Raw genomic sequence first — 17,132 nt, 5'->3', positions numbered from 1 at the left:
ACATCATGAGAAATTTCGGGACGGTGCTTGCCTTGGCCGTCGGCGGCGTAGCGGCTGCGCTGCTTTCAGCTACCCCGTCCGCCGCGCAGGAAAAGGTCGTCGTCTTTGCCGCGGCCAGCCTGAAGAATGCCCTCGACGCCGTGAACGCCGCCTGCGAGGCCGATGTCGGCGAACAGGCGACGATTTCCTACGCGGCAAGCTCCGCGCTGGCGAAGCAGATCGAGGAAGGCGCGCCGGCCGACGTCTTCATTTCGGCAGATCTCGACTGGATGAAATATCTCTCCGACAAGAAACTGACCAAGGCGGACACGGAAGTGAAGCTTCTCGGCAACAGGATCGTGCTGGTGGCCCCCGCCGATTCCAAGGTCGAGGCGACGATCGCCCCCAATTTCGACCTTGCCGGCCTCGTCGGTGACGGCAAGCTCGCCATGGGTGATATCAAGGCGGTGCCGGCCGGAAAATATGGCCAGGCCGCGCTGGAGAAACTCGGGGTCTGGCCATCCGTCGAAGGCAAGGTGGCGCAGGCTGAAAATGTGCGCGCAGCACTCAAGCTCGTGTCGACCGGCGAGGCCGCGCTCGGCATCGTCTACCAGACCGATGCCAATGCCGAGCCGGGCGTCAGTGTCGTCGGCACCTTCCCGGAAGACACGCACCCGCCGATCATCTATCCGATCGCGCAGACCGAAGCCTCCAAGGACGACGACACGGCGGCTTTCCTGAAATGCCTGCAGTCAGCCAAGGCCAAGCCGCTTTTCGAGGAGCAGGGCTTCACGGTGCTTGCGCCGGCCGCTTCGAACTAAGATAGACTTCAGGCCATGATTCCGACGATCCGCATCATGGCCTGACGCATGGAATGGCTGCTGGACCTCACACCCGACGAATGGAATGCGGTCCGGCTTTCCATCAAGGTCGCCACCTGGGCGATGGTGGCCAGTCTGCCCTTCGGCATCCTGGTCGCTCTTATCCTCGCGCGGGGCCGATTCTGGGGTAAATCCATCCTCAACGGCATCGTGCATTTGCCGCTGATCCTGCCGCCGGTGGTGACCGGCTACCTGCTCCTCCTGAGCTTCGGCAAGCGCGGACCGATCGGTTCGTTTCTGGCCGAATATTTCGGCATTGTGTTTTCCTTCCGATGGACAGGCGCGGCACTTGCCTGCGGCGTCATGGCGTTTCCGCTGATGGTACGCGCCATCCGGCTGTCGATCGAAGCGGTCGACCGGCGGCTTGAAGCGGCGGCCGGCACGCTCGGCGCCAATCCGCTCTGGGTCTTCGCCACGATCACCTTGCCGCTGATCCTGCCCGGCATCATCGCCGGTATGATCCTCTCCTTCGCCAAGGCGATGGGCGAATTCGGCGCGACCATCACCTTCGTTTCCAACATCCCGGGCGAAACGCAAACCTTGCCCTCGGCGATCTATACCTTCACCCAGGTGCCGGGCGGCGATGCCGGTGCGCTCAGGTTGACGCTGATCTCCATCGCCATTGCCATGCTGGCGCTGATCGCGTCGGAGGTGCTCGCCCGCCGCGTCGGCAGAACCATGGAAATCGAATGACGCTCTCGGTCGATATCCGTCACCAGCTGGGTGCTTTCGAACTCGACGCCGCCTTCGAATCGAACGGCCGCCTGACGGCGCTGTTCGGGCCGTCAGGCTCGGGCAAGACGTCGCTCGTCAACCTGATCGGCGGACTGATCCGGCCGGACAGGGGCCGTATCGCAGTCGACGGACGCGTTCTGGCCGACACGGCTGCCCGAACCTTCCTGCCCAAGCACAAACGGCGCATCGGCTATGTGTTCCAGGACGCGCGACTTTTCCCTCACATGACCGTAGGTCAAAACCTGCGCTATGGCCGCTTCTTCCGGCCAAGGCAGGAACGCTACGCCGACCTGGACGCCGTGGTGGAACTCCTCGGCATCGGCGGCCTTCTCGACCGCAGGCCAAATCTTCTGTCAGGGGGCGAAAAGCAGCGCGTCGCGATCGGCCGTGCGCTGATTGCCAGTCCACAACTCATCCTGATGGACGAGCCGCTCGCTTCGCTCGACGAGGCACGCAAGGCCGAGATCATGCCCTACATCGAGCGGCTGCGCGACGAGACGAAGATCCCGATCGTCTATGTCAGCCATTCGATTTCGGAGGTGGCGCGGCTGGCCAGCGACATCGTCGTGCTCGCAGACGGCAAGGTCACCGCATCGGGCTCTACACGAGAGATCATGCAGCGGCTCGATCTGCTGCCGGAGGAAGAGCGGGCGGAAGGCGGCGCGGTGCTCGAGCTCGAGATCAAGGCACACGACGACGCATTTGGGTTGAGCATCCTGCGCTCGGGCGAGAGCGAGTGGCGGCTGCCCCGGATGGATGCGCCAGCAGGCAGCCTTGTCCGTGTGAGGGTTCGAGCCCGCGATGTGATGATCGCGACGGAGCGACCGCACGGGCTCAGCGCAATGAACATCCTGGCCGGGAAAATCTCGGAGATCACCACCGACGACGGGACGGAAGCGCGCGTGAAAATCGACTGCGGCGGCGATATCCTGGTCTCCCGCGTCACCCGCCACTCCGTGCGGGCTCTGGGGCTCGAAACCGGCAAGAGCGTATTCGCGGTGGTCAAGGCGGTGACGTTCGACAAAGCCAACACCGCCTCACGCGTCGAGGGTGGAACGAAGCGATGACGACATGGACAACGCTGTTCTGCTAGAACACCGAAAAGGCAGATGTTTCGCCAGGAATCGGGAGTTTTGTCGATGCCATCGCTCAGCTTGAGGATAAATCTCGATCCGGACGGACGCATCGGACCCGGCAAGATCGAACTGCTCGAGCAGATTGCGGCATTCGGATCGATTTCCGCTGCGGCGCGCGGCATGAACATGTCCTACAAGCACGCGTGGGATCTCGTCGAGGAGATGAACAAGCTATTCGGCAAGCCGGTGGTTTCTGCGCAGACCGGCGGCAAACGCGGCGGCGGCGCACAGCTCACCCCCGTCGGGCTCGCGGTCATCAGCCGTTTTCGAGCCATCGAGCGGGCGGCGGCTTCGGTTGCCGAGCAGCACATCATCGCGCTGCAGGCTGAAATCGAAGCCGCTTGACGCCGTCCACGGCGAGTTCTTCCACCTAAAGAAAACCCTCCGGCACGCGGTGCCGAAGGGTTTGATCCGCTAGCCCAAACGAGGCTAGAACATTTTCGCCGTCGTCTGCAGCGTGATCCATACGCCCCAGAGAATCGGGATGCCGACAGCAGCCCAGGCCAACGCCGCCTTGGTGTCGAGCCCGCCCTTGCCGATGCCGAAAGATCCGGTGTGCCCCGATTGTGAAGCCGTGGTCTTTGCCTGCATGGCGGCAACTTCCTCGTCCGACATGAACCATTTGTCATCCAGCGGCTTGACGAAGAAGTTGGCGATGACGCCCAGCGCCAGCATGCCGGCCAGGATGTACATCGTGAAGTCATAGACCTGTGCCCGCTCGATTCCCGCAGCGAGCTGGAACTCGCGGATGTAATTGACGACGACGGGCCCGATGATGCCGGCGGTGGACCATGCCGTCAGCAGACGGCCATGGATCGCCCCGACGAATTGCGTCCCGAAAATATCGGCGAGGTAGGCCGGAATGGTGGAGAAGCCGCCGCCATACATCGAGAGGATGACACCGAACATCAGCACGAACAGCAGCTGGCTGCCCATGTGCGCTGCCGCGGGGGCGAGCGCGTAGAGCGCGATGCCGAGCAGCAGGAACGTGTAGTAGGTATTCTTCCGGCCGATATAGTCCGACAGCGAGGCCCAGAAGAAGCGGCCCAGGATGTTGAACAGCGAAAGCAGCCCGGCGAAACCGGCTGCAATGCCGGCAATCGCGGTCTTCTGAGAGGCATCGAGTTGGTTGAAGGTGAGATCAGGCAAGCCGATCAGCTTGCCCGCGAAGATCTCCTGCAGCATTGGCGACGCCATGCCTATGACGCCGATGCCGGCCGAAACGTTGAGCGTCAGCACCGCCCAGATCAGCCAGAACTGGGTTGTCTTGTGGGCGTCGCGCAGATGGACGTGACGTGTCGTTATCATGCTCTTTGCGGTGGCGGGAGGAGTCCAGCCGTCCGGACGCCAGCCCGCCGGCGGAATGCGGTAGCCGAAAGCGCCACACGTCATCGACACGGCGTAGAGCGCGGCCATGACAAGCAAGGTCTGCCAGACACCGACCGAATCCGGCGTCTTGAAGTAGTTCATCAGGAAATTGGCGAGTGGAGCGCCGATCATGGCGCCGCCGCCGAAGCCCATGATGGCCATGCCCGTTGCCATGCCGCGCCGATCCGGGAACCACTTGATCAGCGTCGAAACCGGCGAGATATAGCCAAGGCCGAGGCCGATGCCGCCAATCACGCCGGCGCCGAGCCACATGACCCAGAGCTGATGGGTGAGGATGCCGAAGGCCGCGATGACCATGCCGCCGCACCAGCATATCATCGAGGCCAGACCCGCCTTGCGCGGCCCGGCCCGTTCAAGCCAACCGCCCCAGATGGCGGCCGCGGAGCCCAGCAAGACGAAGAACAGAGTGTACATCCAGCCGAGATCGGCGACGCGCCAGTCGCAGGTCGTGGTAAAGAGTGCTGAGATGAGGTTGAGGTCGGCGCAGGCGACCGGCTGGTCGATGCCGATGGCTCGCGAAAGCGGCAGCCAGAAGACGCTGAAACCATATGCCATGCCGATGCACAGATGGATGGCGAGCGCCGCCGGGGGTACAAGCCATCGGTTGAAGCCCGGTTTGGCGATGATCTTTTCACGATCGAGAATTCCGCCGCCGCTCAGGCCGCCGGAAATGGTATCACTTGCTGTGGACATGCAATTCTCCTCCGTTCCGCCAGAGTTTCCCGGCGGTCTTGTCCAGCTGGTTACCTTGATTGCTCCGACCACAACCGATCCGCCGTCACGGCCTCGGTCGTGCCCGATCGACTATTCGCTTGGTCGCATTGTCTGCATGGCCGTCCTCCCAGTCGGTTGCTTCTTCGAATAAGCAACTCGCATGCCAGAAGGCGAAAGCAACGATTTCAAATGCTTATGGGCCGATGGGAAATTCCTATGGACAATTTGTCCATAGAGCCGGACAAATTGTCCGGCGCGGTCAGGCCGCTTCGGGCAGCCAGATGGCGAAGGTGGTTCCTTTGCCCGATTCACTGTCGGCTGAAATCCGACCGCCCTGACGGGTCACAAGGGTCTGGCTGATCGAGAGACCGAGGCCGGTTCCCTCGCGGCGCTTGGTGGTGAAGAATGGATCGAACACCTTCCGCATGACCTCGGGCGTCATACCGACCCCGGTATCGGCAACCTCCACGACCAGTCCCGGGCGGCCTTCGAGGTTCCGATCGGCAGTGCGCAGGGTGAGCACGCCGCCGTCCGGCATCGCATGTATGGCGTTGACGATCAGGTTGACCAGCACCTGCTGCAATTCGGTGCGGTTCATCAACACCAGCCGAACTGCCTTGCTCTCGCGCACGACCTCGATCTTCGCCTTGTTGAGAAGGTGCTGGACCAGCGGCAGGCAATCGGAAATGACGTCGGCAGGTGCATGACGCTCGACATAGCCCGCATATTCTTCGGGCTTGGCGAACTGCAGCAACTTGGTGACGATCTGGCTGATGCGGTGGATCTGTTCGTCGAGCAGGCGAAACTCGGTGGTCGCCAGTTGCGCTTTCTTGCCCATGACATTGCGCACGACCTCGAGATTACCCTGCATCACCGCGATCGGATTGTTGATCTCATGCGCGACGCCGGCGGTGATCTCGCCGATCGCCGCCAGTTTCTCCGACATGATGAGCTGCTTGGTCGTCGCCTCCAACTGGCGGTTGGCAAGCTGCAATTCGCGCGTACGTTCCTCGACGCGCGCGTTCAACTCTTCGTTCCAGTCACGCAATTCGCGATCCCGCTCCTGCAACTGATCGAGCAGATGGTCGAGGTGCAGCGCCACCCGGCCGATCTCGTCCTTGCCATCGCCATGGCGGGTCCTCGCGCCGAGATCACCGCTTTCCACCTTGGCGATGGTGCCGGTCATCCGCTCCAGCGGCTGGAAGATGGCGCGCGCCCAGCGCAGGAAGATCGGGATGCTGGCGGCCGTGATCGCCAGGAAGGCAAGCGCGATCAGGAGCAGCGTCTGGTATTTCGCAGCCGTGAACGGCGCCTCGAGGAAGCCTACATAGAGCATGCCGACGCGCGTGCCGTAGCTGTCCACGATCGGCTCGTAGGCGGAAATGTACCAATCGTTGACCACGAAGGCGCTGTCCAGCCAGGTGCGGCCCATGTCGAGGACCGTTGAGCGGACAACCGCCGAGACCCGCGTTCCGAGTGCCCGACGCCCCTCGAACAGACGGACATTCGTGGAGATGCGGACGTCGTCGAGGAACAGCGTCGCGGTTCCCTGGCTGCCCTCGGGCAGGCTTGCTTCGCGATAAACCAGATCGTTTATGGTGTCGATGAAAACCAGGTTCTGGTTGAGCAGGATGCCGCCGACCAACGCTGCCAACCGGCCATCCGCCAGAGTGACGGGACTGGCCGAGTGGACGACCATGCCGCGTGTTTCCTGTGTGCGACTGGTTGGAACAGCGTTCGGTGTCGGCACCAGATCGATGCGCGCCCGTTCGGCCAGGTCCGGCGCCACATGAGCCAATTCCTCATTGGCGAAGATGTCGATCGCGGTAGAGGGCGCGCCACCAAGCGCGGAGGCGACAATAGGCCAGTCCGTCCTGGGCGTTGTGGCGGGGTGTTCACGGGCGGACGCCTCGATCTTTCGATCGGCATCGACTAGGAAAAGGAAGTCGAAACCGAGCGCAGTCCGGCTGTGCTCGAGCAATAGATCCATCGCTTGCGCATCGCCCGCACCGCCCGCGATCACATCGCGAAAACGCGCCGAGGCGCCCAGCGCCTGCACCTTCTCGCCGGTATTCTCCAGGATGCGCGCCAGATACTGATGCGCGATGGTCAGGTCGCCGTTGACCTTGGAGATCAGCGTCGCATCGAACTTGGCGTTCCAGCGGACGATGGTTACGCCAAGCAGCAGCGGCAGGATGACGAGGGTGGGCAAAAGAGCGATCGCCAGGAGCCTGAAGCGGACGGACCTGCCGCTCCCGACGGGGACGGTTTGGGTCCCGGCATTCGGACGAACGCCTATACCGGCAACTGGAGAAACGGTGTCAGCCATCCCGGGAAGCGAATTTGCGGTCGATGGTCTTGCGCGAGATGCCGAGACGCCGCGCTGCCTCATCGCGATTGCCGCCGGTTTCCTTCAACACCGAAAGGATGTGCCTCCGTTCGACATCGGCAAGACTGGCGTCGCCCGGCACTTCAGGCGTCCGGCTGTCCAGCCCCAACCCGTCGGGGAAACGCCCCAGGATCAGCGTGCGCTCGATAAGATTGCGCAGTTCGCGCACATTGCCGGGCCAGTCGTAGCGTGCGAACGCAGCCCGCATCTTATCCGGGATCGGCACCGGCGGCATGCCAAGCTGCTGCGACAGCTTGCGCATGAAGAGCGTTGCAAGTTCCTGCACGTCGTCGCCACGGTCTTTCAGCGGCGGAAGGTGGATTTGCATGACATTGATGCGGAAGAAAAGGTCGGCCCTGAACCGTCCCTTCTGGACCTCCTTTTCCAGTTCCGCGTTGGTCGCGAAAACGAAACGCAGATCGACCGGGATCTCGCGCTCCGAGCCGACGGGCCGCACGCGCCTGTCTTCGAGAGCGCGCAACAGCTTGCTTTGGGTCGCCAACGGCAGTTCGCCGATCTCGTCGAGAAACAACGTGCCGCCCTGGGCATGCATGAACAGGCCCTCACGCATTGTTTCGGCACCGGTGAATGCACCTTTCAGGTGGCCGAAGAGTTCGCTCTCGATCATGTCAGGCGGGATAGCGGCACAGTTCACCGGAACGAACGGCTTGTCGGCCCGATCCGAGAGGGAGTGAAGCGATCGGGCCGCGACCTCCTTGCCGGTTCCGGACTGGCCGGTCAGCAGTACCGAGGTGGGCAGCGGCGCGACACGGGCGAGCGCATCGCGCACCTGCCTGACGGCGGGCGATTCGCCGATCAGCTTGTCGCGCAGCAGGATGTGGTCCGAATGCGACCGCAGTTCGTAATGCAACACGTAGTTCTCGCGCTGCAGGCGAACGCGGTCGAGGCAGCGGGCGACCGCGTTGAGAAGCTGGTTGGAGCGGAACGGCTTGAGCACGAAATCGACCGCCCCGGCGCGCAATGCCTGGATCGCGGTGTCGAGATCCGCATAGGCCGTCATCAGGATCGCGTCGGCGAAGAAGCCAATCGCACGCTGCTCGGCCAACCAGTCGACGCCGTTCTTGCCCGGCATGATGTTGTCGAGGATGACAACGTCGAAGTGGAATTCGTCGAGCTTGCGTGATGCTTCCCCGGTGTCGGCCGCCTCTTCAAGGCGTTTGCAACGCGGCCCAAGCGTGCGCATCAGGAAATTGCGCATGCCGGGTTCGTCGTCCACGACAAGAATTGAGGCCTGTGCAAGCCATGGACCGAATTCCGGATCGCTAACGATCTCCCTGGGCCTGCGCATCGCCTCGGCCGGCATAGTCTTCCTCCCAGCTAAGCGCTGCCCCTGCCGTCGCAATGATTATCGGACACACGCGCGAAAGCAACCGCCGAGCGTTCAACCGGCATGGCGGCGCGGCGTCTCGTCCGTTTGTCAGGCGGCTTTTTTCTTTTCGAGCCTGGCCTTGATGCTTGCAACGTCGGCGCGGGGCGTGGCTGCGAACAGCGTCTTTGTGTAGCTGTGCTGCGGGTCGGAGAAGACCGTGTCGCGCGGGCCGTATTCGACCGCCTCGCCGTAATACATCACCATCACCTCGTCGGCGATGTAACGCACCACCGAGAGGTCGTGACTGATAAAGACGTAGGTCAGCTGGAACTCGTCCTGCAGATCGGCCAGAAGATTGAGCACCTGGGCCTGGACCGAAAGATCGAGTGCCGACACCGGCTCGTCGAGTACCAGCAGGCTAGGGTTCAGCATCAGCGCGCGGGCTATCGCGATGCGCTGGCGTTGGCCGCCCGAGAACATGTGCGGGTAGCGGTTGTAGTGTTTTTCCTCCAGCCCGACCTTCAGCAACATCTGCATGGCACGCTCGCGCCGCTCGTCGGCGGGCACGCCGGTGTTGATCAACAACGGCTCACCGAGCACATCGCCGATCTTCTGACGCGGATTGAGCGAGCCGTAGGGGTTCTGGAAGACGATCTGCACCTTGCGCCGCATCTCCGGCGTCAGTGCGGTCTTGCCGATGTCGATCTTGTTGCCGTCGATCAAGAGGTCGCCGGAGGTCGCCGGGTCGATCAGCGTGATGATGCGGGCAAGCGTGGACTTACCGCAACCGCTCTCGCCGACGATCGCCAGCGTCTTGCCCTTCTCCACCGAGAAGGAGACACCCTTCACCGCGTGCACCGTCCTGGCCTTGTTGAACAGCCCGCCAGACAGATGGTAGTCGCGGACGATGTTTTTGGCTTCGAGCACCACCGGGTTCATGACGCAACTCCCGCGGCGGCGGCCTCGTCGGCCATGAAGCCGGCAATGGTCGGCAGCCGGTCGCCGACGGCATTCTCCGGCAGCGCCGACAACAGCGCCTTGGTGTAGTTGCTCTTCGGGCTCTCGAACAGCGACAGAACGTCAGCCTCCTCCATCTTGCGGCCCTTGTACTGGACGATGACACGGTCGGCCGTCTCGGCCACCACGCCCATATTGTGGGTGATCATGATCAGCCCCATGCCATGCTCGGCCTGCAGTTTCATCAGAAGATCGAGGATCTGCTTCTGGATGGTGACATCGAGCGCGGTGGTCGGCTCGTCGGCGATCAAAAGCTTCGGATTGCAGGCAATCGCAATGGCGATCATGACGCGCTGGCACTGGCCGCCCGACATCTGGTGCGGGTAGTGGCCGAGCCGATCGCGCGGATCGGGAATGCCGACCAGTTGCAGAAGCTCGATGGCGCGGGCGCGCCGCTTCGCGCGGTCCATGTTGAGGTGGATGCGCAACACCTCCTCGATCTGGAAGCCGACGGTAAAGCACGGGTTGAGGCTAGCCATCGGCTCCTGGAAGATCATCGCCATGTCCTTGCCGACGATCTTGCGGCGCTCCGAATGCGACAGCTTCAGGAGGTCGCGGCCGTTGAAGGTCATCGTGTCGGCCGTCACCTTGGCCGTCCACGGCAACAGCCCCATCACCGCAAGCATCGACACCGACTTGCCCGAGCCGCTCTCGCCGACGATCGCCAGCACCTCGCGCTCATGCACCTTCAGCGAAACCCCGTCCACCGCACGGAACGGGCCAGAAGCAGTCTGGAACTCAACGACGAGGTTTTCGATCTCAAGCAACGCCATTTTCACGACCTCTTCAGCTTGGGATCGAGCGCATCGCGCAAACCGTCGCCCATCAGATTGATCGCCAGCACGGTGATGAGGATCGCCAGACCGGGCAGCGTCACCACCCACCAGGCGCGGAGGATGAACTCGCGCGCTTCAGCCAGCATCGTGCCCCACTCGGGGGTCGGCGGCTGCGCCCCCATGCCCAGGAAACCCAATGCAGCCGCATCGAGGATGGCGTTGGAGAATGAAAGGGTCGCCTGAACGATCAACGGCGCCATGCAGTTGGGGAGGATCGTCCTGAACATCAGCCTCAGATGGCCGGCGCCTGCTACCTTCGCTCCGACGACATAGTCACGGGATTTTTCGCTCATGACCGCAGCGCGTGTCAGGCGTACGAAATGCGGCTGGAAGACGAGCGCGATGGCGATCATCGCGTTGGTTAGGCCGGGGCCTAGCACAGCAACAAGGACAAGTGCCAGAAGCAGCGAAGGGAATGCCAGAATGATGTCCATCAAGCGCATGATGACGATGTCGACCCAGCCACGGAAATAGCCGGCAATGACACCGATAAAGATACCGCCTACCAGGGCGATGGTGGTGACGATGACGCCGATGAACAGTGAGTATCGCGTACCATAGATGAGGCGAGAGAGGATGTCGCGACCGACCGGGTCCGTGCCTAGCAGATAGGAGACGCGACCGCCTTCCTGCCAGAACGGTGGGACGAGTACGGCGTCCCTGTATTGCGCATTGGGGGCATGCGGAGCGATCAGAGGCGCAAAAATTGCCACCAGAACGAGGAACACAAAGAACCAGAAACCGATGACGGCGCCGCGATTCTCGGAGAAATAATACCAGAACTCTGCAAAACGGGCCCGGCGGGAGGGGTCGACCGAGACAGAACCGGTAAATTCGGTTGATGGCGCTGATGTGCCTGCCATGTTCGCCTCCTAGTGGCGGATGCGTGGGTTGACGAGACCATAAAGCAGGTCGACGATCAGGTTCACCAGCATGATCAAGCCGGCGATGATGAGCAGCCCTCCCTGGATGACCGGGTAGTCCCGCCGAAATACCGAATCGACCATCCACTTGCCGATGCCTGGCCAGGAGAAAATCGTCTCGGTCAGGATGGCGCCGGCCAACATCACGCCGACCTGCAGGCCGATGGTGGTGATAACGGGGATCATGGCGTTGCGCAGCGCGTGCACGCCGACGACGCGCAAGGTGGACAGACCCTTGGCACGTGCCGTGCGGACATAGTCCTCGGACAACACTTCCAGCATGGCCGACCGGGTCTGCCGCGCGATGACCGCGAGCGGGATGGTTCCGAGCACGATCGTCGGCAGGATCAGGTGGCTGACCGCAGACTTGAAGGCACCCGGCTCACCGGAGATCAGCGAATCGATCAGCATGAAGCCGGTGACGTTAGGGAAAAAATACATCAGCGAGATACGGCCGGACACTGGCGTCCACTGCAACACGCCGGAAAACAGGATGATGAGCAGCAGCCCCCACCAGAAGATCGGCATCGAAAAGCCGATCAGCGCGGTGCCCATGGTCAGCTGGTCGAAGAACGAGCCGCGTTTGATGGCGGCGAAAACGCCGGCGGGGATGCCGATCACGACCGCGAAGATGATGGCGCACAGCGACAATTCGAGCGTCGCCGGAAACAGCTGGAAAAATTGATCGAGCACCGGACTCTTGGTCGAGATCGAGGTGCCGAAATCACCCCGAAGCACGCCCCACAGATAATCGAGATACTGGATGACGATCGGCCGGTCGAACCCGAGCTGATGCGAGATTTCGGCGTGGCGCTCCGCAGACATCACGCGCTCGCCGGAAAGCAGCGCGACGGGATCGCCCGGCAGCATCCGGATAAACGAAAACGCGATGATGGACACCCCGATGAACGTCGGAATGAGGACGGCGATACGCCCCAACAGAAATCGAAACATTTTTACCCTCGTTCCGCGTTCCCAGCGCCGACTATATTGCCGGCGGGCACGGATAGCAAAAAGGGGCGCCCGCCGTGGCGAACGCCCCACTTCTTGCCTTTAAAGCATCACTCTACGATATCGACGCCGTCGAAGGCGAAGTCGCCGAGCGGGCTCTGCACGAAGCCTTCGACATTCTTGCGCATCGGAACGATTGACAGCGAGTGGTCGATCGTCACCCAGGGCGCCTGCTTCTTGAAGACGACCTGCGCCTCTTCATAAAGCTTCGTGCGCTCGGCCTGGTCGCTGGCTTCCTTTGCCTTGGTGACCAGATCGTCGAACTCCTTGTCGCACCACATCGCACGGTTGTTGCCGCCGACGGCATCGCAACCGAGCAAGGTGTCGAGGAAGTTGTCCGGATCGCCATTGTCGCCGGTCCAGCCGAGGATGACGGCGCCGTCGCGGTCCTTGGCACGCGACTTGTCGAGATACTCGGCCCATTCGTAGGAGACGATCTCAGCCTTGACGCCGATCTTGTCGAGGTCGGACTGCATCAGTTCGGCGGCGCGGCGTGCGTTGAGCATGTACGGGCGCGCGACCGGCATGGCCCAGATCTTCATCGACAGATCCTTCACGCCGGCAGCCTCAAGGGCAGCCTTCGCCGCTTCCGGATCGTATTTGTCGTCCTCGACGGCGTCGTTGTAGGACCACATGGTCGGCGGGATCGGATTCTTGGCCGGCGTCGCGAAGCCCTGGAAGACACCGTCGACGATCGCCTGCTTGTTGATCGCCATGCTGAGCGCCTTGCGGACTTCCACCTTGTCGAACGGCGGCTGCGTCGTGTTAAAGGCGAGGTAAGCGACGTTCAGGCCTTCCTGCTCGGCGATCTTGAGATTCGGATCCGCCTTCATTGCCTCGACATCGGCCGCGTTCGGGTAAGGCATCAGGTGGCATTCGCCAGCCTTCAGCTTCTGGTAGCGAACCGACGCGTCGGTGGTGATCGCGAAAACGAGATCGTCGATCTTCTGCTTGCCGCCCCAATAATCCGGGTTCGCCTTGTAACGGATGACTGCGTCCTGCTGGTAGGCGACGAACGCGAAGGGGCCGGTGCCGAGCGGCATCTGGTTCATCTGGTTCATCTTGCCGTCAGCCTGCAGCTTGTCGGCATATTCCTTCGACAGGATCGAAGCGAAAGGCATTGCCACGTTGGCGAGGAAAGGCGCTTCCTTCCGCTTCAACGTGAACTTCACGGTCATGTCGTCGACCTTTTCGATCGAAGCGAGCAGGTCCGGGAAGCCCATGCCGGCAAAGTATTCCCAGGACGCACCCTCGACATACTTGTTCCACGGATTGTCCGCTTTCCACATGCGCTCATAGCTGAAGATCACGTCGTCGGCATTCAGCTCGCGCGTCGGCGTGAAGAACTCGGTGGTCTGGAACTTGACGCCCGGACGCAGCTTGAACGTGTACTGCAGGCCGTCATCGGAAACTTCGTAGCTTTCCGCCAGACCCGGCTCGGTTTCGGTGGTGCCCTTCTTGAACTCGAGCAGGCGGTTGTAGACGGTGTGGGCAGCCGCGTCGAACGTGTTGCCGCCGGTGTAAAGGCCGGGGTCGAAACCCTCAGGCGATGCTTCGGAGCAATAGACGAATGTCTTGGCGCTGGCCGCGCCAGACATCATCGTGGCGGCCAGCAACGCGGCCGCGAAACTTGTTTTGAATTTCATTGAGCACTCCCTGACGTTATTTCGAAGCCCCTCTAGCAGGCTCGAGAAGCGCGCATATAAGCAAAGATTGACCTGGTTTGGAACTCCTCGTTTGCGTACCGCACGGTAACGAGAAAAATGTTCCATCGAATTCCGTATCCAGGGTATAAACCCGCGACAATGCCGTCGTTTTCTATCTTATGTCAGCAAATATTTCCATTCGACACATTCCGAGAGTATCCCCCGTTGGGCTTCCGGTCTCCAATGGATATGCTGGCGGCAACCACATCGAGGAGGACCAGATGACAGGCAGGGAGTGGCAGAAGGATGTGCTGCGATTCTGGTTCGAGGAACTGACCGCCGACGACTGGTTCACTGTCAGAAAGGATCTCGACGATACGATTCGCGAGCGTTTCGAGGCGCTCCACAAAGACTTCAGCGTCGCCATTCCCACCGAGGCTTTCCTGACGCCGGACTCCGCGCTCGCTGCAACGATCGTTTTCGACCAGTTTTCGCGCAATATCTTCCGCGGCACCGCCAAGGCCTTCGCCTCGGATCGGCTGGCCGTCGCGGTAGCGGCCAATGCGCTGGCAAGCAAGTTCGACACACAGCTGCCGGTTGAGCGGAAGCACTTTCTATACATGCCCTTCATGCACTCGGAAAACCTGGCCGACCAGAAGCGCTGCGTGGCTTTGTTCGAAGCGCTCGGCGGCGACAGCGTCAAATACGCGGTGGAACATCGCGACATCATCGAACGGTTCGGTCGCTTCCCTCACCGCAACCGTGCTCTCGGGCGGGAGACGACGGAAGAGGAACGCGCATTCCTGGCGAACCACGAAGGTTTCGGCCAATAGACCGCTTCCACACCAGCCCCGATTGTCGATCCGTGCCGTTACGCAGCGGCACGGCTTGCGCGCGTCTAAATTGTGTCCATAGATAAGGACTTGGGCGGCTAATTTCCCGGGATCACAATCCGGCATCGAGAACCGGACACTTCCGAACAGCCGACGAGGAACCAGGCCTGCATTCGGGCAACGAGGAGGAAAAAGTGGCGAAGGCAACCGGCAAACCCGCAGCGAAGACAACCGCCAAACCGGCAGCGAAAGCACCGTCGGTGAAAGCAGCGGCCGCGACAAGCTCGAGCAAGAAGACAGCCTCGGCAAAAGCAGCCGGCGCAACCGCTGCCAAGGTCGCTGCAAAAGCATCGGCCAAACCGAAGGCAGTTGCGAAGCCCGCGGCTGCCAAGCCGGCAGCAGCACCCGCAAAATCGAAAACCCCGGCAACGGCTGCCAAGACTAGTGCAAAAGCGGTTATCAAACCGAAGGCGACTGCGAAACCCACAGCAGCAGCAGCCAAGCCAGCAGCGGCACCCGCCAAGCCGAAAGCCGCGGCGAAGCCAGCGGCCAGGATCGCCAAGGCGGAAACGAAAGCACCGGCAAAGGCCGTTGCCCGCACCAGCGCAAATAAGCCCTGGCTCGCAAGCTACCCGCCAGGAATGCCCGAGACGATCGGAGCCCTGCCCTCGGACTCGATCGGCGATCTGCTTGTGGCCGCGTGCAAGCAATATGCGGGACGCCCGGCGTTCACCTGCATGGACAAGACGATGACCTATGCGGAGGTCGAAAGACACTCGGCAGAGTTCGGTGCCTATCTGCAGTCCAGGGGGCTGAAGAAAGGCGCGCGCGTCGCCATCATGATGCCGAACGTGCTGCAGTATCCGGTCGCCATGATGGGTGTGCTGCGGGCCGGCTATACCGTCGTCAATGTGAACCCGCTCTACACGCCGCGTGAACTCGAGCACCAGCTCAAGGATTCCGGCGCCGAAGCGATCGTCATCCTGGAAAACTTCGCCGTCACCTTGCAGGCGGTGCTGGCGAAGACGCCGGTCAAGCATGTGATCGTCGCATCCATGGGCGACATGCTCGGCACGCTGAAGGGCATGATCGTCAACCTGGTCGTGCGCCGGGTGAAGAAGATGGTGCCGGCGTGGTCATTGCCCGGTCATGTGAAATTCCCGGCCGCCATGAAGGAAGGGTCCACCAAAAGCTTGAAGCCGGTGAAAGTCTCGCCGGACGATATCGCCTTCCTGCAATATACGGGAGGCACGACCGGCGTTTCCAAGGGCGCGACCCTGCTTCACCGCAACGTGCTCGCCAACGTTGCGCAGAACGCGCTGTGGGTCGAAACTGCCTACATCAAGCGGCCGAAGCCGGCGGAACTGGTCTATGTATGCCCGCTGCCGCTCTATCACATCTACGCGCTGACCGTGAACGCGCTGATGGGCATGTATCTCGGCTCGCACAACATCCTCATCCCCAATCCGCGCGACATCCCGGCCTTCGTGAAGGAGTTGCAGAAATATCCGGTGAATGTTTTCCCGGGCCTCAACACGCTGTTCAACGCGTTGCTCAACAATGAGGACTTCCGCAAGATCGACTTCAAGCCGCTGCTTCTCACCTTCGCCGGCGGCATGGCCGCGCAGCGCCCCGTCGCCGAGCGCTGGAAGCAGGTAACCGGCTGCGTGATGTCGGAAGGTTTCGGCCTTTCGGAAACATCGCCCGTCGCCACCACTAACCGCTTCGACGCCGACGACTTTTCCGGAACGATCGGACTGCCGATCCCGTCGACCGAAATCTCCATCCGTGATGATGATGGCAACGAGATGCCGCTCGGCGAGGTCGGCGAAATCTGCATCAAGGGCCCGCAGGTGATGGCCGGCTACTGGAACCGTCCGGACGAGACCGCCAAGGTGATGACCGGCGACGGCTTCTTCCGCTCCGGCGACATGGGCGTCATGGACGAGAAGGGTTTCACCAAGATCGTCGACCGCAAGAAGGACATGATCCTGGTCTCCGGCTTCAACGTCTATCCCAATGAGCTGGAAGAAGTGGCCGCACAACACCCGGGCGTCCTGGAGGTCGCCGCGATCGGTGTGCCGGACGAGCATTCCGGCGAAGTGCCGAAACTGTTCGTGGTCAAGAAGGATCCCTCGCTCACGGCGGAAATCCTGCTGGCCTACTGCAAGCAGAATCTGACCGGATACAAACGCCCGAGGCACATCGAGTTCCGTACCGAACTGCCGAAGACCCCGGTGGGAAAGATCCTACGGCGGGAACTGAGGGGCTAGCGGCACTTTCGGCTTGCCGACCGCATGGTCGGCAAGCGTT

The 17,132-nt window shown here is 61.8% G+C and carries 14 protein-coding genes; 6 read left to right on the top strand and 8 right to left on the bottom strand.

The window, feature by feature from the left end; translation table 11 throughout:
• Nucleotides 1-5: 5 nt before the first annotated feature.
• The 4 genes from modA to OHD58_RS25130 all read left to right on the top strand — a co-directional run bounded on the left by modA (nucleotide 6) and on the right by OHD58_RS25130 (nucleotide 3,076).
• Nucleotides 6-800, top strand: coding sequence for a molybdate ABC transporter substrate-binding protein (gene modA, locus OHD58_RS25145; RefSeq protein ID WP_263806409.1), 795 nt, complete (start codon nucleotides 6-8; stop codon nucleotides 798-800).
• Nucleotides 801-848: 48 nt separating this feature from the next.
• Nucleotides 849-1,553: a molybdate ABC transporter permease subunit gene (gene modB / locus OHD58_RS25140; protein WP_263806407.1), complete on the top strand. Its 705-nt coding sequence runs from the start codon at nucleotides 849-851 to the stop codon at nucleotides 1,551-1,553.
• The gene (modC, locus tag OHD58_RS25135) at nucleotides 1,550-2,662 is read left to right on the top strand and encodes a molybdenum ABC transporter ATP-binding protein (RefSeq protein ID WP_263806406.1); all 1,113 of its coding nucleotides are present in this window, start codon (nucleotides 1,550-1,552) and stop codon (nucleotides 2,660-2,662) included. Before modB ends, modC begins: the two co-directional genes overlap by 4 nt.
• A gap of 72 nt (nucleotides 2,663-2,734) precedes the next feature.
• Complete coding sequence (locus tag OHD58_RS25130; protein WP_263806404.1) at nucleotides 2,735-3,076, top strand: winged helix-turn-helix domain-containing protein; 342 nt, start codon at nucleotides 2,735-2,737, stop codon at nucleotides 3,074-3,076.
• Between the two features lie 84 nt (nucleotides 3,077-3,160).
• On the opposite strand, the gene OHD58_RS25125 is transcribed toward OHD58_RS25130, so the two are convergent.
• The 8 genes from OHD58_RS25125 to OHD58_RS25090 all read right to left on the bottom strand — a co-directional run bounded on the left by OHD58_RS25125 (nucleotide 3,161) and on the right by OHD58_RS25090 (nucleotide 13,986).
• Nucleotides 3,161-4,813, bottom strand: a complete 1,653-nt coding sequence (locus tag OHD58_RS25125; protein ID WP_263806403.1) for an OFA family MFS transporter — start codon at nucleotides 4,811-4,813, stop codon at nucleotides 3,161-3,163.
• 280 nt (nucleotides 4,814-5,093) lie between these two features.
• Nucleotides 5,094-7,163, bottom strand: coding sequence for a HAMP domain-containing sensor histidine kinase (locus OHD58_RS25120; protein WP_263806401.1), 2,070 nt, complete (start codon nucleotides 7,161-7,163; stop codon nucleotides 5,094-5,096).
• Entirely contained in the window at nucleotides 7,156-8,547 is a 1,392-nt protein-coding gene (locus OHD58_RS25115; RefSeq protein ID WP_263806400.1) for a sigma-54-dependent transcriptional regulator, read from the bottom strand. Before OHD58_RS25115 ends, OHD58_RS25120 begins: the two co-directional genes overlap by 8 nt.
• Nucleotides 8,548-8,661: 114 nt before the next feature.
• On the bottom strand, nucleotides 8,662-9,492 hold the full coding sequence (locus tag OHD58_RS25110; protein ID WP_263806399.1) for an ABC transporter ATP-binding protein: 831 nt from the start codon (nucleotides 9,490-9,492) through the stop codon (nucleotides 8,662-8,664).
• A complete protein-coding gene (locus OHD58_RS25105; RefSeq protein ID WP_263806398.1) occupies nucleotides 9,489-10,343 on the bottom strand; it encodes an ABC transporter ATP-binding protein in 855 nt (284 codons plus the stop codon). The genes OHD58_RS25110 and OHD58_RS25105 overlap by 4 nt, the downstream gene beginning before the upstream one ends.
• A 2-nt stretch (nucleotides 10,344-10,345) precedes the next feature.
• Complete coding sequence (locus OHD58_RS25100) at nucleotides 10,346-11,269, bottom strand: ABC transporter permease subunit (RefSeq protein WP_263806397.1); 924 nt, start codon at nucleotides 11,267-11,269, stop codon at nucleotides 10,346-10,348.
• Nucleotides 11,270-11,278: 9 nt separating this feature from the next.
• Nucleotides 11,279-12,283 carry an ABC transporter permease subunit gene (locus tag OHD58_RS25095; RefSeq protein ID WP_263806395.1) on the bottom strand — a complete coding sequence of 335 codons (1,005 nt, stop codon included), beginning with the start codon at nucleotides 12,281-12,283 and terminating at the stop codon, nucleotides 11,279-11,281.
• 107 nt (nucleotides 12,284-12,390) lie between these two features.
• A complete protein-coding gene (locus tag OHD58_RS25090; protein WP_263806394.1) occupies nucleotides 12,391-13,986 on the bottom strand; it encodes an ABC transporter substrate-binding protein in 1,596 nt (531 codons plus the stop codon).
• Nucleotides 13,987-14,267: 281 nt separating this feature from the next.
• On the opposite strand from OHD58_RS25090, the gene OHD58_RS25085 reads away from it, so the two are divergent.
• Entirely contained in the window at nucleotides 14,268-14,819 is a 552-nt protein-coding gene (locus OHD58_RS25085) for a DUF924 family protein (RefSeq protein ID WP_263806393.1), read from the top strand.
• Between the two features lie 194 nt (nucleotides 14,820-15,013).
• Complete coding sequence (locus OHD58_RS25080) at nucleotides 15,014-17,092, top strand: long-chain fatty acid--CoA ligase (RefSeq protein ID WP_263806391.1); 2,079 nt, start codon at nucleotides 15,014-15,016, stop codon at nucleotides 17,090-17,092.
• The last annotated feature ends 40 nt before the right edge of the window (nucleotides 17,093-17,132 follow it).

Origin of the sequence: Mesorhizobium sp. ZC-5 (genome assembly GCF_025753855.1) — a bacterium.
Taxonomy (GTDB): domain Bacteria; phylum Pseudomonadota; class Alphaproteobacteria; order Rhizobiales; family Rhizobiaceae; genus Neomesorhizobium.
This window is presented reverse-complemented; position numbering and strand designations above follow the sequence as displayed.